The sequence below is a fragment of the Cloacibacterium sp. TD35 genome, from assembly GCF_028864635.1.
Taxonomy (GTDB): Bacteria; Bacteroidota; Bacteroidia; order Flavobacteriales; family Weeksellaceae; genus Cloacibacterium.
In genome coordinates, this window is the sequence record NZ_CP104850.1 from 2,140,999 (window position 1) to 2,167,609 (window position 26,611).

Annotated in this window: 21 protein-coding genes; 10 read left to right on the top strand and 11 right to left on the bottom strand. The window is 35.0% G+C overall.

What is annotated here, in order from left to right:
- Positions 1–49: 49 nt before the first annotated feature.
- From N7277_RS09900 to N7277_RS09955, 11 genes are all read right to left on the bottom strand, one after another.
- Entirely contained in the window at positions 50–256 is a 207-nt protein-coding gene (locus N7277_RS09900; protein WP_069796528.1) for a YgaP family membrane protein, read from the bottom strand.
- Positions 257–266: 10 nt separating this feature from the next.
- Positions 267–569, bottom strand: coding sequence for a hypothetical protein (locus N7277_RS09905; RefSeq protein ID WP_104792538.1), 303 nt, complete (start codon positions 567–569; stop codon positions 267–269).
- Positions 570–584: 15 nt separating this feature from the next.
- Complete coding sequence (locus N7277_RS09910; RefSeq protein ID WP_274779387.1) at positions 585–3,830, bottom strand: efflux RND transporter permease subunit; 3,246 nt, start codon at positions 3,828–3,830, stop codon at positions 585–587.
- Between the two features lie 99 nt (positions 3,831–3,929).
- Positions 3,930–5,018: an efflux RND transporter periplasmic adaptor subunit gene (locus tag N7277_RS09915; RefSeq protein ID WP_274779388.1), complete on the bottom strand. Its 1,089-nt coding sequence runs from the start codon at positions 5,016–5,018 to the stop codon at positions 3,930–3,932.
- Between the two features lie 105 nt (positions 5,019–5,123).
- Positions 5,124–6,431 carry a TolC family protein gene (locus tag N7277_RS09920; protein WP_274779389.1) on the bottom strand — a complete coding sequence of 436 codons (1,308 nt, stop codon included), beginning with the start codon at positions 6,429–6,431 and terminating at the stop codon, positions 5,124–5,126.
- A 200-nt stretch (positions 6,432–6,631) separates the two neighbouring features.
- Positions 6,632–6,997, bottom strand: coding sequence for a rhodanese-like domain-containing protein (locus N7277_RS09925; protein ID WP_274779390.1), 366 nt, complete (start codon positions 6,995–6,997; stop codon positions 6,632–6,634).
- A 159-nt stretch (positions 6,998–7,156) separates the two neighbouring features.
- On the bottom strand, positions 7,157–8,200 hold the full coding sequence (locus tag N7277_RS11935; RefSeq protein WP_342455283.1) for a bifunctional transcriptional activator/DNA repair enzyme AdaA: 1,044 nt from the start codon (positions 8,198–8,200) through the stop codon (positions 7,157–7,159).
- 319 nt (positions 8,201–8,519) lie between these two features.
- Entirely contained in the window at positions 8,520–9,134 is a 615-nt protein-coding gene (locus N7277_RS09940) for a DUF2911 domain-containing protein (protein WP_274779391.1), read from the bottom strand.
- 100 nt (positions 9,135–9,234) lie between these two features.
- The gene (gene carB, locus N7277_RS09945) at positions 9,235–12,414 is read right to left on the bottom strand and encodes a carbamoyl-phosphate synthase large subunit (protein ID WP_274779392.1); all 3,180 of its coding nucleotides are present in this window, start codon (positions 12,412–12,414) and stop codon (positions 9,235–9,237) included.
- Positions 12,415–12,440: 26 nt separating this feature from the next.
- On the bottom strand, positions 12,441–13,520 hold the full coding sequence (carA, locus tag N7277_RS09950; protein WP_274779393.1) for a glutamine-hydrolyzing carbamoyl-phosphate synthase small subunit: 1,080 nt from the start codon (positions 13,518–13,520) through the stop codon (positions 12,441–12,443).
- Between the two features lie 61 nt (positions 13,521–13,581).
- On the bottom strand, positions 13,582–14,472 hold the full coding sequence (locus tag N7277_RS09955) for an aspartate carbamoyltransferase catalytic subunit (protein WP_274779394.1): 891 nt from the start codon (positions 14,470–14,472) through the stop codon (positions 13,582–13,584).
- 233 nt (positions 14,473–14,705) lie between these two features.
- Here N7277_RS09955 and N7277_RS09960 point away from each other — a divergent pair, with 233 nt between their 5' ends.
- The 10 genes from N7277_RS09960 to pheA all read left to right on the top strand — a co-directional run bounded on the left by N7277_RS09960 (position 14,706) and on the right by pheA (position 26,578).
- Complete coding sequence (locus N7277_RS09960) at positions 14,706–15,125, top strand: IS1/IS1595 family N-terminal zinc-binding domain-containing protein (protein WP_274779395.1); 420 nt, start codon at positions 14,706–14,708, stop codon at positions 15,123–15,125.
- Positions 15,126–15,220: 95 nt separating this feature from the next.
- Positions 15,221–16,462, top strand: a complete 1,242-nt coding sequence (locus N7277_RS09965) for a hypothetical protein (RefSeq protein ID WP_274779396.1) — start codon at positions 15,221–15,223, stop codon at positions 16,460–16,462.
- A 44-nt stretch (positions 16,463–16,506) separates the two neighbouring features.
- Positions 16,507–18,090, top strand: coding sequence for an MFS transporter (locus tag N7277_RS09970; RefSeq protein WP_274779397.1), 1,584 nt, complete (start codon positions 16,507–16,509; stop codon positions 18,088–18,090).
- Positions 18,091–18,205: 115 nt separating this feature from the next.
- Complete coding sequence (locus N7277_RS09975) at positions 18,206–18,433, top strand: DUF6814 family protein (RefSeq protein ID WP_274779398.1); 228 nt, start codon at positions 18,206–18,208, stop codon at positions 18,431–18,433.
- A gap of 88 nt (positions 18,434–18,521) precedes the next feature.
- Positions 18,522–18,716 carry a hypothetical protein gene (locus N7277_RS09980; RefSeq protein WP_274779399.1) on the top strand — a complete coding sequence of 65 codons (195 nt, stop codon included), beginning with the start codon at positions 18,522–18,524 and terminating at the stop codon, positions 18,714–18,716.
- A complete protein-coding gene (locus tag N7277_RS09985; protein ID WP_274779400.1) occupies positions 18,709–21,363 on the top strand; it encodes an ATP-binding protein in 2,655 nt (884 codons plus the stop codon). The genes N7277_RS09980 and N7277_RS09985 overlap by 8 nt, the downstream gene beginning before the upstream one ends.
- 2 nt (positions 21,364–21,365) lie before the next feature.
- Positions 21,366–21,728, top strand: a complete 363-nt coding sequence (locus tag N7277_RS09990; protein WP_069796560.1) for a response regulator transcription factor — start codon at positions 21,366–21,368, stop codon at positions 21,726–21,728.
- Between the two features lie 76 nt (positions 21,729–21,804).
- Positions 21,805–23,697: an acetate--CoA ligase gene (locus N7277_RS09995; RefSeq protein WP_274779401.1), complete on the top strand. Its 1,893-nt coding sequence runs from the start codon at positions 21,805–21,807 to the stop codon at positions 23,695–23,697.
- A 45-nt stretch (positions 23,698–23,742) separates the two neighbouring features.
- On the top strand, positions 23,743–25,653 hold the full coding sequence (gene acs / locus N7277_RS10000) for an acetate--CoA ligase (protein ID WP_274779402.1): 1,911 nt from the start codon (positions 23,743–23,745) through the stop codon (positions 25,651–25,653).
- Between the two features lie 85 nt (positions 25,654–25,738).
- Entirely contained in the window at positions 25,739–26,578 is an 840-nt protein-coding gene (gene pheA / locus N7277_RS10005) for a prephenate dehydratase (protein ID WP_274779403.1), read from the top strand.
- Positions 26,579–26,611 lie beyond the last annotated feature (33 nt).

Here is a 26,611-nt window from a genome sequence, read left to right on the forward strand (position 1 = left end):
TCCACTTGTAAAACACAAATGAAGCCTAAAAACACAAATGAAAAAAAATTTAGTTACAACAAGTGTCTTTTTCGTCTTTTAAGCCCAATTTTTCTAAAATGGTACTTAATAAACACCAGTTGGTAAAAGCGTTTTGAAACAAATTAGCACCTACGAAACCTGTTAACCAAAACCAATTTTGATGTACAAAAATTCCCAGTAATAAACTTGTTAATATCATGGTTCCTGCGAACCCGTGGATTACTCTTGTCTTCATATTTTTATTGTTATATTGATTTTTCTATATTCATTGTAGCCACGTGGATTTTAGAAAGGGATTTTTGTTTCCCATTGAAAAATTCCACTTTTCTATACACTTCTTCAGTAAAATTCTCGTCGATAAAAACTGCAAATAGTACAGAATCTATCTCTGTATGCGAAGCTCCGAACCAGTTTTCTGAACTGCCATCGCTTTCATTTTTGTAACCTTTTACATAGTGATATGAAAAAGATTTTACTCCAGAATGATTGAGAATGTCTTTTACATTTTTCTCAAATTCTCTAATCGCTGTAATCATTAAAAGTTTCATAATGAATAAATTTTTTTATAGGTTATCATCTGAAGAAATCTCACCATATTCACTTTTTTCATCTGCGTGTATTTTCTCCCATTTTTTCTTTTCGGTCATGTAATAAATCAACGGAATTACAATCAGTGTTAATAAAGTAGAAACAATTGCTCCAAAAACCAATGAAATGGCTAATCCTTGGAAAATAGGGTCGAATAAAATGATTACCGCTCCTATAACTACTGCACCCGTTGTTAATAAAATTGGTGTAGTTCTTACCGCTCCTGCTTCTATAATCGCTTGTTTAATTGGAATTCCTTCATTAAGTCGAATTTCTATAAAGTCAATGAGCAATACCGAGTTTCTTACCATGACTCCCGCTAAAGCAATCATCCCGATGAATGAAGTTGCGGTGAAGAAAGCTCCTAATAACCAGTGTCCTAATACTATCCCAATCAAAGAAAGCGGAATGGCAACCATCATGACCATTGGCGTTTTAAAATTCTGGAACCAACCAACAATTAGCATGTAGATAATGATAATTACCACTGCAAAAGCAGCCCCTAAATCACGGAAAACTTCTAAAGTAATCTGCCATTCTCCATCCCATTTTACGGTATAATCGTCTTCATTGCTTGGTTGATTCATGTATAATTCATTGATAGAATATCCTTTTGGAAGTTCCATTTTTTTCAATTTTTCTTCCATTCCAAGAATTGCATACGCTGGACTTTCTAAACCTCCTGCCATATCTGCTAATACATACACTACTCTTTTCTGGTCTTTTCTGTATATTGTCTTCTGTAATTCTTCGCGCTGAACTTTCACCAAATCACTTACGGGAACCATATTACCCATTTGTCCTTTGATTTTTACATCAGTAATGTCTGTAATTGATGTTTTATCCGCATCATTCAATTTCATGACAATGTCTACTGCATCATTTGATTTCTCATCATACAAATTCCCGATAGGGTGTTCGCCCATCAAATACGTAAGATTTCCTACAATTTGCGCTGGTGCAACACCGTTCAACATTGCTTTTTCTTTATCAGCAACCAGTTTGAATTCTGTTTGTGGTGCTTCAACCATCCAATCTACATCTACCACATCATCTGTATTGTTCAGAATATTTTGAACTTGATTAGCTACTTTAATTTGCTCATCGTAATCAGGACCATAAATTTCTGCTACAATGGTTGATAAAACTGGCGGACCAGGTGGAACCTCTACGATTTTCACATTAGCATTGTATTTTTTCGCAATTTTCTGAATTTCAGGACGAATGTTTTTTGCTACATCGTGGCTTTGGTTATCTCTGTCTTCTTTGTGCAATAAATTCACTTGAATATCAGCGGTATTGCTTTGTCCACGCATATCATAGTGACGAACCAAACCATTGAAAGTAATTGGTGCTGATGAACCTACATACGATTGATAATTTACCACTTCTGGAACTGTTTTCAGGTACTGCGCAATTTCCTGAGAAACTGATGCCGTTCTTTCCAGAGTCGTTCCTTCTGGCATATCAATCACCACTTGGATTTCATTTTTATTATCAAAAGGAAGCATTTTTACCGCTACCCATTTTGTACCGAAAGCCAACATAGAAATCAATAGCAACACTACGGTAATCCCCATCATGGTCCAACGTTTTTTACCGCTGTCTAAGAATGGCTGCTCTATTTTTTTGTAAATTTTATAGATTTTGCTGGTTTCCATACCCTGTTCTTCCTTGTGCTCTTCGTCATCTTTCACTTTCAATAAATGATAACCCAGATAAGGGGTAACGGTTAACGCTACGAACAATGAAAGCATCATGGCAATAGAAGCACCAATTGGCATTGGAGACATATAAGGTCCCATCATTCCGCTTACGAAAGCCATCGGTAAAATAGCTGCAATTACGGTGAACGTAGCCAAAATGGTTGGGTTTCCTACTTCATTAATCGCATAAATAGCCGCTTGTTTGAATGGCAATTTCTTCATGTGGAAGTGTCGGTGCATATTTTCAGCAATAATAATACTGTCGTCAACCACAATTCCCACTACGAAAACTAGAGCGAAAAGCGTAATTCTGTTCAGCGTGTAACCCAGCATATAATAACTGAAAAGCGTTAGTGCAAACGTTAAAGGAACTGAGAAGAAAACGACTAATCCGCCTCTCCAACCCATTGCCAACATTACCAGAACGGTAACTGCTAAAATCGCGACACCTAAGTGCATCAATAATTCTGAAACTTTATGAGAAGCTGTTTCCCCATAGTTTCTGGTTACTTCTACATGAACATCATTCGGAATTAAAGTTTTCTTTAAATCTTCTACTTTATCCAAAATTTGCTCAGAAATTTTCATCGCATCTGCTCCTTTCACTTTAGAAACAGAAAGCGTAACCGCAGGATATTCTGACTTAAATTTTTTACCATTTTCTACTGCATTACCATAACCGAAACTCACATAATTCACTGGAGATTGCGCTCCATCTTCTACTTTTGCAATTTGTTTCAGGTAAACGGGCATATTTTGCGAAGTTCCTACTACCAAATTTTCTACATCCTCTGCAGAACTTAAAAACTGTCCTGTAGTCAATAGATATTCAGTATCATTAGAATCAAAGCTTCCTGATTGTGAACTTCCGTTATTGGCTTGAATCATTTGCATCACGTTTAATGCGTCAATGCTTAATTCCGCCATTTTATCTTTATCTAATTCGACTTTTAACTGGCGGTTTCTACCCCCAATCACTTTAGTTAAAGAAACATCTTTAATTTTTTTGATTTCCGAAGACAATTCTTCTGTCATCTGACGAAGTTCGTAATCGTTGTATTTTTCACTCCAAAGTGTTAAACCCAGCATCGGAACATCGTCAATAGAACGAGTTTTCACCATCGGTTCATACACTCCTTTCGGAAAAATATTTTTATTTTTCATGAGTTCGTCATATAGTTTCACGTAAGAACGCTCTGTATCTTCGCCTACGTAAAACTGAACGATAATCATGGCTTGTCCGTTCATTGCCATAGAATGAACGTGCTCTACTCCTTTTATGTTTGAGATGATTTTTTCTAATGGTTTCACCACTCTGCTTTCTACCTCTTTAGGTGAAGCACCGGGATAACCTACCATTACGTCTGCCATCGGAACGATAATCTGTGGCTCTTCTTCTCTTGGTATCAATGTGGAACTGTACACCCCAATAATCATCAATGCAATCATCAACAAAATTGTTAATTTTGAATTGATAAAAAACTCGGCGATGCGTCCTGCAAATCCTTTTTCCATAATATATTTTTAGATGTTAGATTTTAGATTTCAGATGCTAGACTGACCTTTCAACATTTAAAGTAAATGGTCTCATTTCTAGTATCTTGTGTCTAGTCTCTATTTTAAAGTAACTTTTGCACCGTTAAACAATTTTCCTTCTGCTGAAATGATGTACTGGTCATTAGCGTTAAGACCTGATAAAATTTCTACTTGATTACCGAAAGTTTTACCCACTTTTACCCATCTTAGAACTGCGGTATTTTGTGAACTTATGGTGTAAACTCCTGTTAACTGTCCGTTTTCTACAATTGCAGACTTCGGAATCATTACGCCATCTTGAAAATCCTGATTCACATTTCCAGAATTTTTGAAAGGAAACTGAACATTCACAAACATCCCTGGTAATAAATCTTTAGAAGCAGGAACATTGATTTTCACTAAGTATTGTCCACCTGTATTTGTTGAAGATTTGCTGATTTCTGAAACCGTACCCGAAACTTCTTTATTGGTAGATTTTAAAGTTACTTTTACAGGCATTCCAGATTTTAAAAGGGTTATATTCTGTTCAGAAACTAAAACTTGTGCCTGTAAAGCTCCTGGAGATTCTATAGTTAACAAAGGCATTCCTGGACTTGCCATATCACCTTGACTGGCATATTTCGCAGTAACTGTACCAGAAATAGGTGCCGTAACATTGGTATATCTGTACTGAGCGTTTACTTCATTTTTCATTTGCTGAGCAGCTTGTAAACCAGCTTGAGCCATTTCGTAACGCGCTCTCATATCATCTAATTCTTTTTGAGAAGCTGATTGATTTTTGTATAAATTTTGAAATCTTTCAAAATCTTTTTTCGCAATATTATAATTGGCTTGTGCTTGAGCTATGTTCGCAGAAGCCTGTCCGCCTTTTGCTTGAATATCTGTACTATTGATGCTTACTAAAAGTTGACCTGCATTTACATACTGACCTACTTCTACCTGCATCGCTGTAATGTACCCCATCATTCTAGTAGAAACATTTACAGAATTTTTAGCTACTAATTTTCCACTTGCTGTGGCATTAGAACCTACTGCATTGGTCGCAGATTTATTTACGGTAACCGCGATAGATTTGTCATTTAATTCTGCAGATTTATTTTCGTCTGAAGAACAACTTGCAAGGAATACGCTTCCTAAAAATAATGCTGAATAAATATATGTTTTCATATGTAGATTTTATTTTTATTTAAAGGTCATATGTAATCGCCTAACCTTCTTTGAAGTTTATGTTTCAACTTTAATATTGGCGATTTCATAAGAAGATTTTTATTGTTATTGTTTTAAATATTTATAGTATTCTAAAGCGACATTGTATTCAAAAATAGCTTGTTGGTATTCCAAATCTTTTTGAGACATGGTGGTTTCGCTCATTAATAAGTCTGAAGATTTCTCTAAACCTTGGTCATATCTGTTTTTACGAATTCTATACGCTTCTTTGCTTTGTTCAAGTGCTAGTTTGGTAAGGTTTACCTTGTTTTCTGCATCTTGAACTTGGCGATTTGCTTTATTGAGTTCTAACTGACTCTGCTTATTGTATTGAGTTATTTCTGTTTGAACTTTAGTCAATTCTGCTTTGTATTTTTCTTGTTCAGATTTTGCTTTTAATCCATCAAATACATTCCAAGAAAGCTGAAATCCTGCCAAATAACCATTTGCACCAAACTGTGCGAATTTGTTATCATACAATTCAAAACTGCCGAAAGCATTTAATCTTGGCAAAAACTTGGCTTTGGTAGATTTAATCAGATAATCGTACGCTTCTAGAGATTTTTGATATGCTTGCAAGTCTTTTCTTCCCACATTCAGCATAACAGTATTTTCTAAAATTTGGTCTTGAAATTCTAATTGTTCTGTAGGTTTTAAGACCTTATTGAAGGACTCTTCGTCTAGCAAGAAATAAAGGTAATCTGAAGCATTTTTTATGTTAGATTGAGCATAAGCAATCTGATTTTCTATTTCTTTTACACGAACATCTATGTATAACACTTCCGTTTTCTGAATCATTCCGTTTTTGAAATAATTGTCGATTACTTTTTTGTTGGCTAGCGTAGTTGCTTTTGCATTTTCAAGTGTTTCGAGCATTCTATAAGCTAATTGCAATTGCATATATGCTTTTTTGAACTCAAACTGAATGTATTCTTTGGTTCTTTCTGCTTTAATTTTTAAAACTTCAGATTTTACTTGTCCTGCTTTTTTAAGATACACCGCATCCATATTGATGATGGGTTGTTGCACCTCAATTTTAGTAGCGAAATTAGAAATCGCATCTGGAGCATTTAATTTAGCTGGGTCAAAATCCATTTGCGTAATACGCTCCTGATTCAATTTAGAACCGAAAGCATACAGAGGATTATTGGTATTCGAAAAGGTGTAAGAAGCATTTACGTTTGGTAAATACATTGCTCTCGTTCCCAATAGTTCTGCCTGTGCTAATTTGGCTTCGTCATTAGCCAATTTCACTTGAAGATTTTGGTCTACCATTCTTTGTTCTAATTCTGCTCTAGAAATTCTGATGGTATCTTGTGAGAAACCTTTCAGAATGAGCGAAAAAACAAAAACTACAGTAAAAAATTTTCTCATTGTATTTAAATTTTTCTTTTTTTAATTTATTTTAATTATTGAAATTGAGATTTTTGATACACGTTCTCTATTTCTTCGGCAAAAATATTGGTGATAAAAATCATATGCAGTAACTTATGTTACATTAAGAAAATTCTTTTGTTACAAAGAAAAAACGCCAGAAAAATTCTGACGTTTAAAAAGGGGTAATCTTCAATATATTAACTGCCGCATTCCGCAGTTTTAGAAAGGGAATGTGAAATGATTTCTGGTGGATTTCCAAGAAGTGGTAAATCATTTTGTTGCCATTTTACCAAACCACCTTCTAAATAGTAAATCTGGTTAAAGTCTCTATCTTCCAAATATTTGGCAACACTTTTACTTCTCACACTATTATTACAAACCAAAACGATTTTTTTATCTGCATCAAAATGTGTCAATAATTCTTCTATCTCGCTGAAGGGAAGATTTTCTACGATAGGAAGTCCCATTTTATACAATTCAAATTCATAGCGTTCTCTAACGTCTACCAATTGAATGGTTTCGTTTATCATCGTTTGAAAGGTACTAGGACAAATGCTTTTCATGGAAATTTTCAATTTATTGGGTTAAAAAGACTCTGTTTATCTTTGTTCATTGCAAAATTGAATTTTTCTGAAAAACCGCTTTGTAACAAGTGTTACAGAAATCAAAAGAATTGATACTATCTATTTAAAATCAAAGTTTTAATTGGAAAATATAAATAATTAGAATAAAATAGCGCCTTCTAATTCTAATAGTTTTTGTTTTCGCCAAATTCCACCGCCATAACCCGTGAGATTTCCATCGCTGCCAATCACTCTGTGACATGGAACCAAGATGGATATTTTATTCATTCCGTTAGCATTTGCAACTGCTCTCACTTTTTTTACATCTCCCAAAATTTCAGATTGTTGGGCATAACTCCATTTTTCTCCATAGGGAATTTTCATCAACACTTCCCAAACTGATTTCTGAAAATCTGAACCTACAAAATGTAGCGGAACGCTAAATTCTTTTCTTTTTCCTTCAAAATATTCGGTAAGTTGTTCTTCTAAAATTTTAAAATGAGGACTCTCTCCTTGAATAATATTGGCATTTAAGGATTTTGAAAGTTGTTTGAGTTCGGTTTCCAGCATTTTTCTGTCTGTAAATTCTAGCATACAAATTCCTTCATCCGTTGCAGCGGTATACATGGTTCCGAGTGGAGTTTCGATGCGTTTTAAATCAATTATTTTCTGATTTTTAGAATTTTTAGGAGACACGCCGAAAACATTTTTAAAACTTTCGGTAAAACCACTTAAACTTTCGTAGCCACTTTCCAGAGCGGTTTCCGTTACGGTTTCGCCTTGTTGAATTTTCTTAAATGCAGAATTAATTCTGAACATTCTTTGATACGCCTGAAACGTGATTCCGTGATTTTTCAGAAACCAACGTCTCATGGTTGCAGGTTCTATTCCGCGTTTTACCAAGTCGTAATCTTTGAACTTCAAAGAAGGATTTTCTGCTAATTCTGTGATGATTTCCTGAATATATTTCGGGGTTTCGTTCAGTTTTTCTAATGGTTTACAAACCTTACAAGGGCGATATCCTTTTAGAATCGCATCTTTCGTATTGCTGAAAAATTCTACATTTTCGGGTTTTGGTTTTCGCGCAGTACAAGTTGGTCTACAAAAAATTCCCGTAGTTTTTACGCCCAACCAAAAAACGCCTTCGAAACTTGCATCTTTATTGAAAGAAGCATTATACATGATATCGTTAGGTAAGTTCATAAAGTCAATATATGTAATGCAAATGTAGATTTTTAGGAATTGATGATACAACCGAAAAATGAACAAGTATTTTTTAGTTCTAGATGTGTGATGCTAGATGCGACTCTTCGACTACCGCTCAGAGTGACAATTATTTAAAATTTTTTCTTTTTTTGCGCGAGGGCGAAGTGTATTATTGGAGCTCTTTTTAATTTTTTTTCAAAAAAATTAAAAAAGCGACTACACGAAGACCGACCTTTTTTCGGTGGATGAAAAAACGCTTTTAGAAAATTTCTAAAAGCGTTTTTAGCGTTGGTAAAAAAAAGGACGCGCCCAAAAATTACTTTTTCGGTTCGTTTTTCTTTTTGATGTCGCTTTCTATTTTTTTGATGGCTTTCAGATTGTCAATAATCTGTAGCGTTTCTTCTACATTTAGAATTTCTACAGGAACATCTGCTCTGGTTTTGTCCCACTCGAAAACTAAATTTAATTTTTCGTCTGTAATATCTTCGAAATTAATGGTGAAACGTTCCATTTTTTCGTTCATCATTTTTACAGGAACGGTAGTTGTTGCTACATCTTCTTTTGCATCATACGTATAAGCTCCCCAATTGTTAACCCCTCTGTTTAAAATGATTTTCCATTCTTTTTCTTGAGGAATCACATACAAAGCGTAGGTTCCTTTTTTCACTTTTTGACCGCCAAAAAGCACTTCTTGACCAAAAGTAATTCTGGTGGCTTCATTCGCTCCAGCTCTCCAAACTTGACCGAAAGGAACCAATTCTCCGAAGATTTTTCTTCCTTTTACCGCAGGTCTACCATATTCTATAGAAATTTTGGTCACCGAAAATTGCTGTTCTACGGTTTGTCTCGGGCTTACAGCCGGAATGTTATATTGTTGAGCAAAAGCGTGTACACTTACTGCCAATGCTAAAGAAAATATCAGTTTTTTCATATTTTTTATTTTTGATAAAGATAAAAAAAATCCTTAAAGACAAAAAAAATCCTTCAAAGTTTTAAAAACCTTGAAGGATTGATATATCTAGAGAAAATTTTTACATTTTTTCCATTTTGAAAGTCATGCTTTCGATTACTTTGAGCATTGCTTCTACGGTATCCATACTGGTAAGACAAGGAACACCATTTTCTACCGAAGTTCTACGGATTAAGAACCCGTCATTCATCGACTGTTTTCCTTTTGTAGTGGTATTCACTACATATTGTACTTTTCCTTTCTGGATTAAACTGATTAAGTTCTCTGTTTCTTCTTCTATTTTATATCCAATTTTGGTTGGGATATTGAGTTCGTTAAAATATCTAGAAGTTCCTCTGGTTGCCCAAATTTTGAAACCTATATCGTAGAATCTTTTTGCTAATCTTGCAGCTTCTGGCTTATTTACATCATCTATGGTGAATAAGATAGAACCATGTAAAGGAACTTTTCTACCTGCACCAATTAAACCTTTGTACAAGGCTTTTTCAAGCGTAGAATCTTTGCCCATTACTTCTCCTGTAGATTTCATTTCTGGTCCCAGTGTTACATCTACTCTTGTTAATTTACTGAACGAGAATACTGGTACTTTTACAAAAATTCCTTCTTTATTTGGAACCAATCCATCTTGATAGCCTAAATCTTTCAGATTTGCTCCGAGAATTGCTTTGGTCGCTAAATTTGCCATCGGAACTTCTGTGATTTTTGACAAGAAAGGAACGGTTCTCGATGAACGCGGATTTACTTCAATCACATATACATTTCCATCAGAAATTACATACTGAATATTCATTAAACCTACTACTTTCAAACCTTTTGCTAAACGTTTGGTGTAATCTTCCAGTGTTGCAATTTGGTCTTGAGTAAGTGTTTGTGGAGGATATACTGCAATAGAATCTCCTGAGTGAACTCCCGCTCTTTCGATGTGTTCCATAATTCCTGGAATTACAGTCGTTTCGCCATCGCAAATTGCGTCTACTTCTACTTCTTTTCCGGTGAGGTAACGGTCTACTAAAACTGGGTGTTCTGGACTTGCATCTACCGCATGTTCCATGTAATGATCCAGTTCGGCATCGTTGTATACGATTTCCATGGCTCTTCCTCCCAGAACGTAACTTGGTCTCACTAAAACTGGGAATCCAATTTCATTGGCAATTTTAATTGCTTCTTCTTTAGAGAAACATGTTTTACCAAGAGGTTGTGGAATGCCCAATTCCTGAAGTGCTTGTTCAAATTTATCTCTGTTTTCGGCTCTGTCTAAATCTTCTAGAGAAGTCCCTAGAATTTCTACTCCATGAGCGGCCAATTTATCGGCAAGGTTGATTGCAGTTTGTCCGCCAAACTGTACAATCACTCCTTTTGGTTTTTCGAGTTCTATGATGTTCATTACATCTTCCTCTGTTAAAGGCTCGAAATATAGTTTATCTGAAATCGAGAAATCTGTAGAAACTGTTTCTGGGTTATTATTGATGATAATCGCTTCGTATCCCATTTGCTTAATTGCCCAAACGGAGTGAACGGTAGCGTAATCAAATTCTACTCCTTGACCAATTCTGATAGGACCAGAACCTAAAACGATGATTTTTTCTTTATCAGAAGGGATGCTCTCGTTTTCTTCTTCGTAAGTTCCATAGAAATAAGGGGTTTCAGATTCAAATTCTGCAGCACAAGTATCTACCATTTTGTAAACTGGCATCACTCCGTTTTCTTTTCTGAATTTGAAGATTTCTCTATAATCTGTTTCCCAAAGGTGTGCAATATTAATATCTGAGAAGCCTAATCTTTTCGCTTCCAGTAATATTTCTTTGTTGAATTTATCCTCCGCAATGGTTTTTTCAAAATCAATCAGTTTTTTGAATTTCCAAACGAAGAATTTATCTATTTTACTCCATTCTACAATGGTTTCCCAATCATAACCTCTTCTTAAAGCTTCGCCGATGATGAATAATCTTTCGTCATCACACACTCTAATTCTGCGTTCGATATCTTCATCCGTTAAGGCAAGTGATTGCTTTGTTTTTAATCCTAAATGCTGAATTCCTGTTTCTAAAGAACGAATGGCTTTCATTAATGATTCCTCAAAACTTCTACCAATCGCCATCACTTCACCCGTTGCTTTCATCTGGGTAGAAAGTCTTCTGTCTGCAGTTTCGAATTTATCAAAAGGGAATCTAGGAATTTTTGTCACTACATAATCTAGAGCAGGCTCGAAACAAGCGTATGTTTTTCCTGTAACTGGATTAAGCATTTCGTCTAGAGTAAGTCCTACTGCAATTTTAGCGGCTAATTTAGCAATAGGATAACCCGTTGCTTTACTTGCTAAAGCCGAGCTTCTAGAAACTCTAGGATTTACTTCGATGATATAATAGTTGAAAGAATGAGGGTCTAAAGCCAACTGTACGTTACAACCTCCTTCTATTCCGAGTGCTCTAATAATTTTGAGTGAAGCATTTCTGAGCATTTGATATTCTCTGTCAGAAAGCGTTTGCGAAGGCGCTACTACGATAGAATCTCCAGTGTGAACACCAACTGGATCTATGTTTTCCATGTTACAAACCACGATTGCATTATCGTTTTTGTCTCGCATTACTTCGTATTCAATCTCCTTAAATCCTGCAATTGATTTTTCAATTAAACATTGGGTAACAGGAGAATATTTAAGTCCAAGTTCTGCAATTTCTGTCAGTTGGTATTCATCATGAGCAATTCCACCACCTGTTCCACCCATGGTAAAAGCAGGACGAACAATTACTGGATAACCTATTTTTTCTGCAAAAGCTAACGCGCCTTCTACTGTATTTACAATATCAGAATCTGGAACGGGCTCGTTTAATTCTCTCATTAATTCACGGAACAAGTCTCTGTCTTCTGCTCTATTGATGGCAGAAAGTTTAGTTCCTAGAACTTCTACTCCACATTCTTCTAAAATTCCAGAATTCTGTAATTCTACCGCCATGTTCAATCCAGTTTGTCCACCCAAAGTTGGCAAAAGTGCATCTGGACGTTCTTTTCTGATGATATGACTTACAAATGGAAGAGAAATAGGCTCTATATAAACTTTGTCTGCAATTTCTACATCGGTCATGATGGTTGCAGGATTAGAATTGATGAGGATTACTTTGTAACCTTCTTCTTTTAATGCAAGGCAAGCTTGAGTTCCTGCATAGTCAAATTCTGCAGCTTGCCCGATGATAATTGGGCCGCTTCCTATTACTAAAATGGTTTTAATATCTGTTCTTTTCATTTTTTCTTTTTACAAATTTTTAGTAATTAGTTCTTAATTTTAAACTCTTCCATCATTTCCACAAACTCATCAAAAAGATAATTGGCATCTTCTGGACCTGGACTTGCTTCTGGGTGATATTGTACCGAAAAACATGGATATTTCTTATGACGAACCCCTTCGTTTGTTTTATCATTCAGAGCGATGTGTGTTACTTCTAAATCGGTATTTTCTAGAGATTCTTCGTCTATAGCATAACCGTGATTCTGAGAAGTAATCGCTACTTTTCCTGTTTTTAAATCTAGAACTGGGTGATTTCCACCTCTGTGACCGAATTTTAATTTATATGTTTTTGCTCCACAAGCCAAACCAATTAACTGGTGACCTAAACAAATTCCGAAGATTGGAACTTTACCCAGTAAACCATTGATTAATTCTGAAGCACCTTTTACATCTTGTGGATCACCAGGACCGTTAGAAAGCATTACTCCATCTGGATTCATTAATAGAATCTCATCTGCTGTAGTATCTTGAGACACCACAATGATGTCGCAATCTCTCTGAGAAAGTTCTCTGATAATGCCTAATTTAGAACCAAAGTCCACTAAAACCACTTTGAAACCTCTTCCTGGACTTGCATAAGGTGTTTTGGTAGAAACCTGCTCTACTTGATTAATTGGGAAATCTTTAGCTTTCAGTTCAGCAATTACTGCTGTTTCATCTGCATTTTCATCTACAATTTTTCCTTTTAAAACCCCGTGATTTCTGATAATTCTAGTCAGTTTTCTGGTATCAATTCCTGAAATTCCTGATAGCTTTTTTTTGGCAAAAAATTCATCTAAAGACAATTGACTTCTGAAATTAGAAGGAAAATCACACAATTCCCTCACGATTAAGCCTTTAATAGCTGGTTCAATACTTTCGAAATCATCTCTATTAATTCCGTAATTACCAATTAATGGATAGGTCATGGTCACAATTTGACCGCAATATGAAGGATCTGAAATGAGTTCTTGGTAACCAGTCATCCCGGTATTGAACACCACTTCTCCATCAGTATCGGTATTTGCACCAAAACCTTGTCCGTGAAAAACTTCACCTGATTCTAAAATTAATTTCTTTTTCATTCCTTTTTAATAGATTTTCAGAGCAGTATTACTCTGACTTTTGACTTTTATCTGTAATAATTTATTCAAATTCAAAACCTCTTTCTTCTAAAACTTTTTTAAGGATTGCCATCCTTGCAAATACTCCATTTTGCATTTGCTTAAAGATTCTAGAACGTTCGCTTTCTACCAAATCATTGTCTATTTCTACCCCTCTGTTTATTGGAGCTGGGTGCATGATAATGGCATTTGGTTTCATTTTTTGCTCACGCTCTTTGGTAAGACCGTATTTTTTGAGATAATCTTGAGGCGTCAATTTCATTTTTTCATCATGTCTTTCGTGCTGAATTCTTAATAGAATAAGCACATCTACATCTGTAATCATTGCGTCTAAATCTCTGTAGGTTCCATTCATTATACTTCCTTCGTCAAACCATTCTCTTGGTCCAGAGAAATATACTTTCGCACCTAATCTTCTCAGCGTATCTGCATCAGAATTTGCAACTCTACTGTGTTTAATATCCCCTACAATTCCAACTTTCAAATCTTTAAAATCACCAAATTCCTGTTTGATGGTCATTAAATCCAGTAACGCTTGACTTGGGTGATGCCCAATTCCGTCTCCTGCATTTACTACCCCCATTTTTACTCCTTTTAATTCGTCATAAAATCTGGTTTTTTGGTGTCTAATCACTGAGAGGTTTATCCCAATTGATTCTAGAGTTTTAATAGTATCTAAAAGACTTTCGCCTTTATTGATTGAACTTTTTGACTCATCAAAATGCACTACATGCAATCCTAATTTTTTTTCGGCAACCTCAAAACTAATTTTAGTTCTGGTACTGTCTTCAAAAAAAAGATTCGCAACAAAAATGTCTGATTTGGCCTTTACTGTTTTGCCGTTTGCAAATTCTAGAGCTTGATTTAATAGTTTTTCAACACTCTCTAATGACAATCTGGATAATTTAATCATGATTCAATGGTTTTTAAGCAAAAAAAACGAAGCCCCAACAGCTTCGTTTTCAATAAATAAAAATATTTTTTCTGTCGGATTGAAGTCCGATGTTTATATTCAATAAAAAGTTTATCGTTTTCATTGACTGCAAATATACATATTAACTTTTTGCCCTCAAAATTTTTAGAAAAAATTAATTTTATTTAACATTATTATTGCAAAATTAGTATATCTTTGCTAAAAACGTATATATGAAAATAAATTGTTGCCCAAAATGCGAAAACTCAGAAATCGTTAAAAGTGGTATTGTTAAAGGAAAACAGCGCTATTTTTGCCGAGATTGCAATTACTATTTTACGGTAAACAAAATTGGCAAAAAGATAGATGATTACTATGTTACCAAAGCCTTACAACTGTATCTAGAAGGCTTAAGTTTAAGAGAAATAGAGCGTATTTTGGGCATTTCTCATGTCACCATCAGTTCTTGGATTAAGGAATACAATATTAAGAAACCACCACATTCTGATTTTCATGCTACTTATAAGGTTTTCAAACAAATAGAACTTGCAGAATACATCAAAAATGAAGAAAACCTAAAGGGTTCTGGACTCATCATTACCGAATTCGGAGATAAGTTTATGATGATAAAATGGGAACGTTTTAAAAAGTAACTATACTTATTAACAAAAATATATACAAAATTTTTATAGAGTTTTTTTTATTATCAGTTTAGCGATGTTAAAATCACAAAAAACTGTTTAATATTATGAAGAAAACTCAACTAATCTTCGCTGGTATTGCTAGTTTATTATTTAGCAATACACTATTCTCTCAAGAGAAACCAAAAGAATGGGATGTAAGTCTCTATGGTTTTGCAAGAGCAGATTATATTTTCGACACGAGACAGTCTGCACAGGTGAGAGAATACCATCTCAACCTTTATCCTTTAGACAAAAAATTAGATGCAAATGGAAATGATATTAATGCTACTGGTGCAAGTAATTTTTTATCAGTAGTTTCTAGACTGGGGGTAAATTTCAAAGGTCCCAATGTTTGGGGAGCTAAAGCGAGTGGAAAATTAGAAGGTGACTTCTTTGGAAACACTCAAGAAAGCATTGGTCTTTTTAGATTAAGACATGCTTATGCACAATTAGCTTGGGAAAAATCTTCTATTACTTTAGGACAGACTTGGTATCCTTCTTTTGTTCCTGAAGTTTTCCCGGGAGTTGCCAATTTCAGCACGGGAATTATGTTTAATCCTTTTGGCTGGGTGGGTCAAATTAGATTCAGACAAAGTTTAACTCCACATCTTTCTTTAGATTTAGTCGCTTACAAAGACCGAGAATTTCAAGCTCCTGTAGTTTCTGGAAACGCTAATAACTCTCCTACTTTTAATTCTACCACCCCTACTTTACACGCACAATTACAATATAAAACTAAAAATGTAATTGCAGGTGTAGGGGCAGAATATCAATCTCTAAAACCTGTCATTACAAGTGGAGGATTGGCTTCTGATGAAAAACTAAATTCTACAATGCTCATGGGATATTTTAAATATTCTAATGAGAACGTAGTTGCAAAATTATACGGTATTACTGGTGGAAATTTGCACCACATGGTTATGCTTGGCGGTTATGCTTCTTATGCTGAAACCAACGGGATAGACTCTTACAAACCTACTAAAACCTCTGCTTTTTGGGTAGATATTGCAAGCAATAAACCTAATGTAGCCCCTGGAGTTTTCTTTGGATATACTAAAAACGCTGGTTTAGAAGATGCTAATTACAAATCACTATACGTAAGAGGTGTTTCTGGAACTAGAGTGGTAGATAATGTTTGGAGAGCTTCAGCTAGAGTAGATTTCAAGCAAAATAAATTTAAAATTTCTCCAGAATTAGAATACACTGCAGCAACTTGGGGCGATCTAAAAACTGATGCCACATCTGGAACCAATGAAACCAATGTAGGAAATTTCCGCGCACTGGTAAGTGCCTCTTATTCTTTCTAAAAACACTTTTCAATAAATTATTAACAAAACTAAAAAATAAACACATGAGTCATCAATTTAACACACAAGCAGAGCATGATGCTTACGTAGATGAACGTAAAAAATCTTCAACTCTTTGGAGTATTATCATGGCGTCTTCTCTAGGAACGCTTATAGAATGGTATGATTTCTATATATTCGGGAGTTTAGCTGTAGTTTTATCTACTAAATTCTTCCCAGCAGATAATCCTACTGCTGCATTTTTATCTACACTAGCTACTTTTGCAGCTGGATTCGTAGTAAGACCTTTCGGAGCTTTATTTTTCGGAAGATTAGGAGATATTATTGGTAGAAAGTATACTTTCTTAGTTACTTTATTAATTATGGGGTTCTCTACTTTCTTAATCGGGTGTATCCCAAGTTATGAAACCATTGGTTTTATGGCTCCTGTTTTGGTATTAATTCTTCGTTTATTACAAGGTTTAGCCCTTGGTGGTGAATACGGAGGCGCTGCAACTTATGTAGCAGAATACGCAGAACATAACAGACGTGGCTACTGGACTTCTTGGATTCAAACCACCGCAACCTCTGGTTTATTCATTTCACTCATCGTGATTTTAGTAACTAAAAGTTCATTAACTGCTGAAGAATTTGACAATTGGGGATGGAGAGTTCCTTTCTGGATTTCTATTTTAATGGTGGGGGTTTCTTACATCATTAGACGCAATATGAAAGAATCTCCTCTTTTTGCAAAAGCTAAAAAAGAAGGAAAAACATCTACTAATCCACTTAAAGAATCTTTCGGAAATAAATACAACTTTAAATATGTTTTATTAGCATTATTCGGTGCTGTAATGGGACAAGGTGTGGTTTGGTACACTGGTCAGTTCTATGCCATGTCATTCATGCAAAAAGTAATGAATATAGACTCTGCTCAAGTAGACTCTTTGATGGCTGCAGCATTATTTGTAGGAACACCATTATTTGTATTATTTGGTTGGTTATCCGATAAAGTAGGAAGAAAATCAATTATGATGCTTGGTCTTTTACTTGCCATTTTTGCTTACAGACCTATTTACAACCAAATGTTTAAACTAGGAGATTTCTCTCAAAAACAAGAATTAAAAGACAAGTTTACTTCTGAAGCAACAACTAAAATTCTAGAAGGGACTAAAGTAGACTCTATCTACACTACTCAAAAATTCTATGCAGACGGAAGCAATGTAAAAGAAGTAGTAACTAAACATCTAGAAAACGGAAAAGTTTTACAAGACGAAAAAGGAAAAGATAAAGTAGAAACTAAAATCACTAAAACGATTGATAGTAATACAAAATGGACACTTGCTTTCTGGGTTTTCTTACAAGTGATTTTTGTAACGATGGTATATGGCCCTATTGCTGCTTTCTTAGTAGAAATGTTCCCTATCAGAATCAGATACACCTCTATGTCACTTCCTTATCACATTGGTAATGGTGTATTCGGAGGTTTATTGCCTGCAGTGGCTACTTATTTGGTAACCTCTGCTAAAGACGCTGGAAACCCAGAGTATTACTTACAAGGTCTTTGGTACCCAATCATTGTAGCGGCAGTGAGTTTAATCATTGGGGTGATTTACCTAGACGGAAAAGATAGAAATGTAGAGGATTAATGATGGATGTGAGATGATGGATGCAGGAAGTTACACAAAAAAACAGCGCCCTGCATCTGACTTCTATCACCCAACAAAATTTTAAAAATTTTTACTAACTTTAAAAAACAAAAAAATGGACGCAATAAAAAAAATATTAGGTATCGTTTGGCTAGCTCTAGCAGCATTGGTAGCTTACCTTGGATTGACGGTTTTAGGAATTCCAAAATTAACTTCAGGTAAACAAGAAGACTTGGTTTTCGGTGGAATCATCGTATTTCTTCTTATGCCAATAATAGTTGGCGGGCTTGGAATATTTGGTTATTATGCATTAAAAGGCGAATATTCAGCCGATAAAAAATAATTTTTGGTATCAGAAAAAGAGATTTCAGCTTTTCCAAATTTTGGAAAACTGAAATCTCCATCTGATTTTTATATAACCCTTCTGAAAAATGAAAAAAAGACACGAGCAAAAATTGGTGATTCTAAGTATGGTGCTTTTTGTATTATTCAATGCACCTATTTTGCTTTTGTTTAATCAGGTAAAAGAATATTTCGGGCTTCCGTTTATTTACATTTACATTTTCGGAATTTGGTTCGCTTCTAGTATCATTTCTTTTGTAATATTTAAAAAATTTGATGAATAATTTACAGTTATTTGCCATCATCATGCTTTATTTAGCGCTTTTGTTCTTCATTGCTTACTGGGCAGAGAAGAAGAAGAGTAATTTTTGGGCGAATAATCCTTACATTTATTCCCTTTCATTAGCGGTATATTGCACCGCTTGGACGTATTACGGAAGTATTGGTGTAGCTGCTAATCAAGGTTTAGAATATCTGGCAATTTACATCGGTCCTATTATCATTATTCCCGCCTGGATTGTCATCAATAATAAAATCATTAGAATTTCCAGAGTCAATAAAATCAGTTCTATTGCAGATTTTATTTCATTGAGATACGGAAACAGCAGATCTTTTGGAGCCCTAATCTCTATCGTTTGTATTCTAGCGATTATTCCATACATAGGCATCCAGATTAAAGCAATTTCAGACACCTTCCATCAGATTACCAATTCTGATAATTCTGACAATATTTTTACGGATACCGCTACGTATGTGGTGATTCTCATTGCTATTTTTTCATCTTATTACGGAACCAGATATGTAGATGCTTCAGAAAAAAGATTGGGAATTATTTCTGCTGTGGCTGTAGAAAGTTTCTTAAAACTCATCTTTTTTGTAGTTCTAGGGTTATTTGTAACGTATGGCGTTTTCAATGGTTTTGAAGACATCTATCAACAGGTCCAAAAATTTGAAGATTTTGCCGCTAAAAATACTTTTAATGGATTAGAAGGAAGCATTAATTTCGCAATTACGTCTCTCCTTTCTATGTCTGCAATTTTTCTATTGCCAAGACAGTTTCACACGACAATTGTAGAAAACAGAAAGGAAAAACACTTAAAAACAGCCATTTGGTTATTCCCGCTTTATCTTTTGATTTTTAATTTTTTTGTATTCCCAATTGCATGGGGCGGAAGAATTCTCTTTGAAGGTCAAAATGTAAATCCAGAACTTTTCCCTATTCTTATTCCTCAAAAATTTGGGAATATATTGGTTTCTGTAATGGTATTCTTAGGTGGTTTGAGCGCCAGCGTTTCTATGATTATCATTTCGAGTATTACGCTTTCTGTCATGCTCTCCAACAACGTGATTATTCCTTACGGCTGGATAGATACTTTCAAGAAAAATCCGGAAAATTTCAATACGAAGAATATTGTGAGCATCAGAAAAGTAAGCATTTTCATGTTGATTATTTCTGCATTTTTATTCTATAAATACCTCATCATCAAATCCAGTTTATTCTCTGTAGGTTTGGTCTCATTTGTGCTCATTGCACAATTAGCACCTTCTTTTTTTGGGGCGATATTTTGGAGAAGAGGCAGTTATTATGGTGCCGTAACAGGAATTATCGCGGGAGTTATTATTTGTTATGTAAATTTGATTATTCCCCAATATATCCAGACCATTAACCCAGAATTTTCATTGGAAAATTATAAAATTCTTGATTTTTTTAGAATTCCTTATCTGTCTACCCTTGCTCAAGTTTTTTTCTGGAGCTTATTGGTTAACACTTTCCTTTTTGCAGTGATTTCTGTAAGTGTAAAAGGCAATTACAGAGAGCGAAACTTTGCAGAAATTTATATTGATATAGACCATTACATTCAAAATCATGAAGGAGCTTATATCTGGAAAGGAAAAGCTAATATTTCTGATATTGAAAAAATTTTGGTGAGATTTTTAGGTGAGAAAAAAACCACTCAAGCCTTGAAAATCTTTAATATGAAATACAATATTACAGATGAAACAGATACTGCTGACTCGCGTTTGATTAAATTTTCAGAAAACCTTTTGGCGGGAAGAATTGGTACTGCTTCTGCAAAAATTTTGGTGGAAGGTGTAACCAAAGAAGATAAAATTTCTTTGCCAGAAGTGCTCAATATTTTAGAAGAATCTAAAGAAAATATCACCCTCAATAGAAAACTTACCGAACAGTCTAAGCAACTGAGAAAACTTTCTGAAGATTTACAAATTGCCAATACCAATTTGATTGAAAAAGACAAACAAAAAGATGATTTTCTAGATTCTGTAGCCCACGAACTCAGAACGCCAATTACCGCGATTAGAGCTGCCAGTGAAATTCTGTTAGATGATGACGAAATCCCTACAGATATTAAAAAAGAATTTTTAGGAAACATCATTTCTGAGTCTGACCGATTAAACGAAATCATCAATGATATTCTGTATTTAGACAAACTGGAAACAGGGATTATTCAACTCAATATTCAGAAAAATAATATTGTAGAGACTTATCACAAAGCATTGAAACCTATTCAGCATTTGATTCAACAGAAAAACATTCACCATTCTGAAATTGATTTATTAAACCAAAAAGAATACGAATATGATGAAGCCAGAATGATTCAAGTTTTTCAGAATATTTTAGGTAACGCTTATAAATTCACGGATGAAAGTGGAATAATTCAAACTAAATTTATTGAAAAAGAAGACCAACTGAACATTAGCATTTTCAACACGGGTAAAAAAATCCCTGAAGAAGACATAGAACTTATTTTCGATAAGTTTTATCAATCCAAAAATCAAAACATTAGAAAACCCATAGGAACAGGATTAGGATTAGCCATTTGTAAAAAAATTATTGAAGCGCACAAAGGCGAAATCTCCGCAGAAAATAAAGAAATTGGTGTGGTTTTTAACATTAAACTCAATTCGTAAAAATGAAAAAGATACTTATAGCAGACGACGAACACAAAATCATCATGACCTTAGAGTACACCTTCCGAAAAGCGGGTTATGAAGTCTTCATCGCAAGAGATGGCTCGGAAGTTTTAGAATTATTAAAGGAGGAAACACCAGATATCATTTTACTCGATATCATGATGCCCAATGTAGATGGTTACACCACGTTGCAAGAAATAAAAAAACAAGAAAAACTTAATCAGTGTAAAGTCATTTTCTTATCTGCAAAAACCAACCCAGCAGACATAGAAAAAGGATTGAGTTTAGGAGCTGATGCTTATGTTACCAAGCCTTACTCTATCAAGAAATTGGTACAGCAGGTAGAAGAATTGTTAGCATAAAAAGTAAAAATAAAATCTACAAAATATTAATTGTTTCAGCATAAAATCTGAAATCTAAATTCAAAAATCTAATGTTATGAAAGCGCATGAAATGTTCTTGAACAGTATTGAAAACAAGGAACAATTTTGGGCAGAACAAGCCGACCAAATTCATTGGTTTAAAAAACCCCAAACGATTCTTTCACAAGGAGAAAACAACTATCCTGTGTGGTTTGCAGATGGAGAGTTGAACGCATGTTATCTCGCCATAGACAAGCACATAGAAGATGGTTATGGTGACCAAGTTGCCTACATTTACGACTCACCTGTTACTGACACAAAACAAAAAATTACTTTTAACGAATTAAAAGAAAATGTTTCAAAATTCGCTGGAGGTTTGCAATCGTTAGGGTTAAAGAAAGGCGACAATGCCATTATTTACATGCCTATGATTCCTCAAGCTGCCTATGCTATGTTAGCTTGTGCCAGATTAGGAATCACTCATTCTGTGGTTTTTGGAGGTTTTGCGCCTCATGAATTGGCAATTAGAATAGAAGATTGTAATCCAAAAGCAATTATTACGGCAAGTGCTGGTGTAGAAGTAAAAAAGAGAATTCCTTATTTGCCTTTCGTGAAAGAAGCTTATGAAATGTCTTCCCATAAACCTGAACATATTGTGGTTTTTGACCGTCAACTTTGGGGCAATAAAGTAGATTGGGAAAACGAACCTCAACTGACCAATTTTCAAGAATTGTTAGAAAAATCAGAACCTGCAGACTGCGTTCCTGTAAAATCTACTCACCCTCTTTATATTCTTTATACCTCAGGAACTACAGGAAAACCTAAAGGTGTAGTTCGTGATACGGGAGGTTATGCCACCGCACTTAAATTTTCCATTGAAAAAATTTATGGAGCAAAACCCGGCGAAGTTTTCTGGGCTGCTTCAGATATTGGTTGGGTAGTAGGTCATAGTTACATTATTTACGGACCGCTTATTAATAGAAATACCTCTATTATCTTCGAAGGAAAACCAATTATGACTCCAGATGCAGGAACTACTTGGAGAATTCTCTCTGAACATAAAGTTTCTGTTATGTTTACCGCTCCTACCGCTATTAGAGCCATTAAAAAAGAAGATCCAGATGGTGAATTCATCAAAAAATACGATTTATCACATTTCAGAACCCAGTTTTTAGCGGGTGAAAGATGTGATGTAGCCACGTTAGACTGGTATGAAGAAAAAGTAGGCATCACTCCTATTGACCATTGGTGGCAAACAGAATCTGGTTGGCCTATGTTATCACTGATGCGAGGCGTAGAAGACGATGACGTAAAACGTGCTTCCGCTGGTAAACCAATCCCGGGTTATGACATTAAAATCTTTGACGAAGAAGGTTACGAACTAGAAGCACACCATGAAGGTTACTTGGTGATAAAACTACCGCTTCCTCCAGGAGCTTTAATGGGAATCTGGGGAGATTACGAAAGATTCCACTATGGCTATTTAGCAAAATTCCCTGGATATTATTTTTCTGGAGATGGCGCCATCAGAGATGAAGACGGATATATTTTCATCACAGGAAGAGTAGATGACATCATCAATGTAGCAGGACACCGACTTTCTACTGCAGAAATGGAAGAAGCCGTTTCTGGGCACAAAGATGTTGCAGAATGCTGTGTAGTAGGAATAGAAGACGATTTAAAAGGTCAAATTCCTTTCGGATTGGTGGTTTTAAAATCTGGAACTCAATTTTCTGAAGCCGAAGTTGAAAAAGAAGTCGTAGCATTGGTTAGAGAAAAAATTGGAGCAGTTGCCGCATTGAGAAACATTGTCGTGGTAAAACGTTTACCAAAAACCCGAAGTGGAAAAATTTTGAGAAAACTCATCAGAACTATGTTAGACGGAAAAGAGTTCCAAATTCCTTCTACTATAGATGATGAAGTTATTATTACTGAACTCCAAGAAAAATTCGAAGAATATAGAAAATAAAGATACTTTCCTTACAAAAGGAATATAAAAAAATTAAAATTTGATATGAAAAATTATGTAATTCACGATTTGCCTGATTATTTCAAGCAGTACAAAAAATCAATCAAGAATCCAAAAAAATTCTGGGACAAAATTGCAGATGAAAACTTTGTTTGGTATCAGCGCTGGAACAAAGTAGTGAAATTTGACATGGAAGAAGCAAAAATTGAATGGTTTAAAGGTGCAAAACTCAATATTACCAAAAACTGTTTAGACAGACATTTGTCAGAAAGAGGTGATAAAACCGCTATCATCTGGGAACCAAATGACCCCGCTGAAAAAGCACAATACATTTCTTACAAAGAACTTCATGAAAGAGTTTGTAAAATGGCTAATGTTCTTACAGAATTAGGTGTAAAAAAAGGCGACAGAGTTTGTATCTATCTACCGATGATTCCAGAATTAGCGGTTACCATGTTGGCATGTGCTAAAATGGGCGCTGTACATTCTGTTATTTTCGCTGGATTTTCTGCTTCTGCTGTAACTTCTAGAGTGAATGACTGTGAAGCAAAAATGATTATCACTTCAGACGGAAGTTACAGAGGAAACAAAGCTATTGACCTAAAAGGAATCATCGATGAAGCCGTAGAAAAAACACCTACTGTTGAAAAAGTTTTGGTGGTAAAAAGAACCAACACCGAAGTAAAAATGAAAGAAGGAAGAGATGTTTGGTTAGATGATTACTATCAAAAAGCATCTGCTGATTTCGTTACTAAAATTATGGATGCAGAAGATCCATTATTCATTCTTTATACTTCTGGCTCTACGGGTAAACCAAAGGGAATGTTGCACACCACTGCTGGTTATATGGTTTACACTGGTTATACCTTTAAAAATGTTTTCAATTATAAAGAAAATGATATTTACTGGTGTACTGCAGATATTGGTTGGATTACAGGTCACTCTTACATTCTTTATGGACCTCTAACTAACGGAGCTACTACCGTTATTTTTGAAGGCGTTCCTACTTATCCAGAACCAGACCGTTTCTGGGCAGTAATTGAAAAACACAAAGTAACACAATTCTACACCGCTCCTACTGCGATTCGTTCTTTGGCTAAAGAATCTTCTTCTTGGGTAGAAAAACATGATTTATCAAGTCTTAGAGTTATTGGTTCAGTTGGTGAGCCTATTAATGACGAAGCTTGGCACTGGTATAATGACCATGTTGGCAAGAAAAAATGCCCAATTGTAGATACTTGGTGGCAAACTGAAACAGGCGGAATTATGATTTCTCCACTTCCGTTTGTTACGCCAACTAAGCCAACTTACGCTACGCTTCCACTTCCGGGAATTCAGCCTGTTTTAATGGATGAAAAACGAAATGAAATTACAGGAAATCAAGTAGATGGAAACCTTTGCATCCGTTTTCCTTGGCCTGGAATTGCCAGAACAATTTGGGGAGACCATCAAAGATATAAAGAAACGTATTTCACTGCTTTCCCTGGTAAATATTTCACAGGAGATGGTGCATTGAGAGACGAAACAGGATATTATAGAATTACAGGTCGTGTAGATGATGTGATTATTGTTTCTGGTCATAATTTAGGAACTGCACCTATTGAAGACAGCATCAACTTACACCCTGCTGTTGCAGAATCTGCTATTGTAGGTTTCCCTCATGATATTAAAGGAAATGCATTGTACGGATTTGTCATTCTAAAAGAAACTGGTGAAAGCAGAGACAAAGACCACTTGAGAAAAGAAATCAATATGCTGATTTCTGACACCATCGGTCCTATTGCTAAATTAGATAAAATACAGTTTGTTTCTGGCTTACCAAAAACACGTTCTGGAAAAATTATGCGTAGAATTTTAAGAAAAATTGCCGAAGGAGATTTCAGCAACTTCGGAGATATTTCTACCCTACTCAATCCAGAAATTGTAGACGAAATAAAAGATGGAAGGATCAACTAATGATTATTGTTAATTTTTGGTCACACGAAAACCTCTCATTTTTGGGAGGTTTTTATTTTCCATTCAAAATTTTTACATTTGTTCTATGAAAATCGCTTTCCTCGGACCACAAGCTAGTTTTACACAGCTTGCTACTTCACAAATTTTCCCCAATGAAGAACTCTTGCCACAGTCTAATATTTTAGACTGTTTCAAAGCGGTACAAAATGATTTGGTAGAAAAAGCCGTAGTTCCACTAGAAAATTCTATTGAAGGAACTGTTTCTATGACGCTTGATTATCTTTATGATTTTGACGAAATTTTTGTAGAAACAGAAGTAGTGATGCCGATTGCTCACCAACTGATGATTCACCCAGAAAACCATGATTTTGAAAAGGTTTTATCTCATCCTCAGGCTCTGGCACAATGTTTCCATTTTTTACAAGAAAATTATCAAGGTATTGCTAAGCAAGATTTTAACTCTACTTCTGCTTCAGCAAAATTAATTGCAGAAAACCCTCAAGAAAAATGGGCAGCCATTGCCAATTCTTATGCCGCAAAATTATACGGGCTTAAAATCATAAACCATAATATTCAGGATTTTGAGCAAAATCACACCAAGTTTATTGTCATTTCAAAAAAACAAAACCAATTGACTCTTGATTTTCAAAAGTCTGGAGAAAAAACATCTTTACTCATTACCCTTCCTGAAGATCAAGCTGGAGGTTTACATCAAGTGCTTTCGGTTTTTGCGTGGAGAAAAATGAACCTTTCTAAAATTGAAAGCAGGACTTTAAAAACAGGACTAGGAAATTATTTTTTCTTCATTAATGTAGCAAATGAATGGCACTCTGTCTTGTCTAATAACGCCTTGGAAGAACTCAAATCTCTCGGTACAGACGTGAAATTCCTAGGTCACTATAACGAATACATAATAGAAAGTTAAACTATTGATTTTTAGAATATTATAACTATATTT

Bases quoted from the DNA above. Each gene is read 5' to 3' on its own strand.
- N7277_RS09915 (WP_274779388.1), bottom strand. From the start codon at position 5,018: ATGAAAACATATATTTATTCAGCATTATTTTTAGGAAGCGTATTCCTT.
- N7277_RS09920 (WP_274779389.1), bottom strand. From the start codon at position 6,431: ATGAGAAAATTTTTTACTGTAGTTTTTGTTTTTTCGCTCATTCTGAAA.
- N7277_RS09985 (WP_274779400.1), top strand. From the start codon at position 18,709: ATGAATAATTTACAGTTATTTGCCATCATCATGCTTTATTTAGCGCTT.
- carA (WP_274779393.1), bottom strand. From the start codon at position 13,520: ATGAAAAAGAAATTAATTTTAGAATCAGGTGAAGTTTTTCACGGACAA.
- N7277_RS09905 (WP_104792538.1), bottom strand. From the start codon at position 569: ATGAAACTTTTAATGATTACAGCGATTAGAGAATTTGAGAAAAATGTA.
- N7277_RS09960 (WP_274779395.1), top strand. From the start codon at position 14,706: ATGAAAATAAATTGTTGCCCAAAATGCGAAAACTCAGAAATCGTTAAA.
- pheA (WP_274779403.1), top strand. From the start codon at position 25,739: ATGAAAATCGCTTTCCTCGGACCACAAGCTAGTTTTACACAGCTTGCT.
- carB (WP_274779392.1), bottom strand. From the start codon at position 12,414: ATGAAAAGAACAGATATTAAAACCATTTTAGTAATAGGAAGCGGCCCA.
- acs (WP_274779402.1), top strand. From the start codon at position 23,743: ATGAAAAATTATGTAATTCACGATTTGCCTGATTATTTCAAGCAGTAC.
- N7277_RS09940 (WP_274779391.1), bottom strand. From the start codon at position 9,134: ATGAAAAAACTGATATTTTCTTTAGCATTGGCAGTAAGTGTACACGCT.
- N7277_RS11935 (WP_342455283.1), bottom strand. From the start codon at position 8,200: ATGAACTTACCTAACGATATCATGTATAATGCTTCTTTCAATAAAGAT.
- N7277_RS09910 (WP_274779387.1), bottom strand. From the start codon at position 3,830: ATGGAAAAAGGATTTGCAGGACGCATCGCCGAGTTTTTTATCAATTCA.
- N7277_RS09980 (WP_274779399.1), top strand. From the start codon at position 18,522: ATGAAAAAAAGACACGAGCAAAAATTGGTGATTCTAAGTATGGTGCTT.
- N7277_RS09955 (WP_274779394.1), bottom strand. From the start codon at position 14,472: ATGATTAAATTATCCAGATTGTCATTAGAGAGTGTTGAAAAACTATTA.
- N7277_RS09925 (WP_274779390.1), bottom strand. From the start codon at position 6,997: ATGAAAAGCATTTGTCCTAGTACCTTTCAAACGATGATAAACGAAACC.
- N7277_RS09965 (WP_274779396.1), top strand. From the start codon at position 15,221: ATGAAGAAAACTCAACTAATCTTCGCTGGTATTGCTAGTTTATTATTT.
- N7277_RS09900 (WP_069796528.1), bottom strand. From the start codon at position 256: ATGAAGACAAGAGTAATCCACGGGTTCGCAGGAACCATGATATTAACA.
- N7277_RS09995 (WP_274779401.1), top strand. From the start codon at position 21,805: ATGAAAGCGCATGAAATGTTCTTGAACAGTATTGAAAACAAGGAACAA.
- N7277_RS09990 (WP_069796560.1), top strand. From the start codon at position 21,366: ATGAAAAAGATACTTATAGCAGACGACGAACACAAAATCATCATGACC.
- N7277_RS09970 (WP_274779397.1), top strand. From the start codon at position 16,507: ATGAGTCATCAATTTAACACACAAGCAGAGCATGATGCTTACGTAGAT.
- N7277_RS09975 (WP_274779398.1), top strand. From the start codon at position 18,206: ATGGACGCAATAAAAAAAATATTAGGTATCGTTTGGCTAGCTCTAGCA.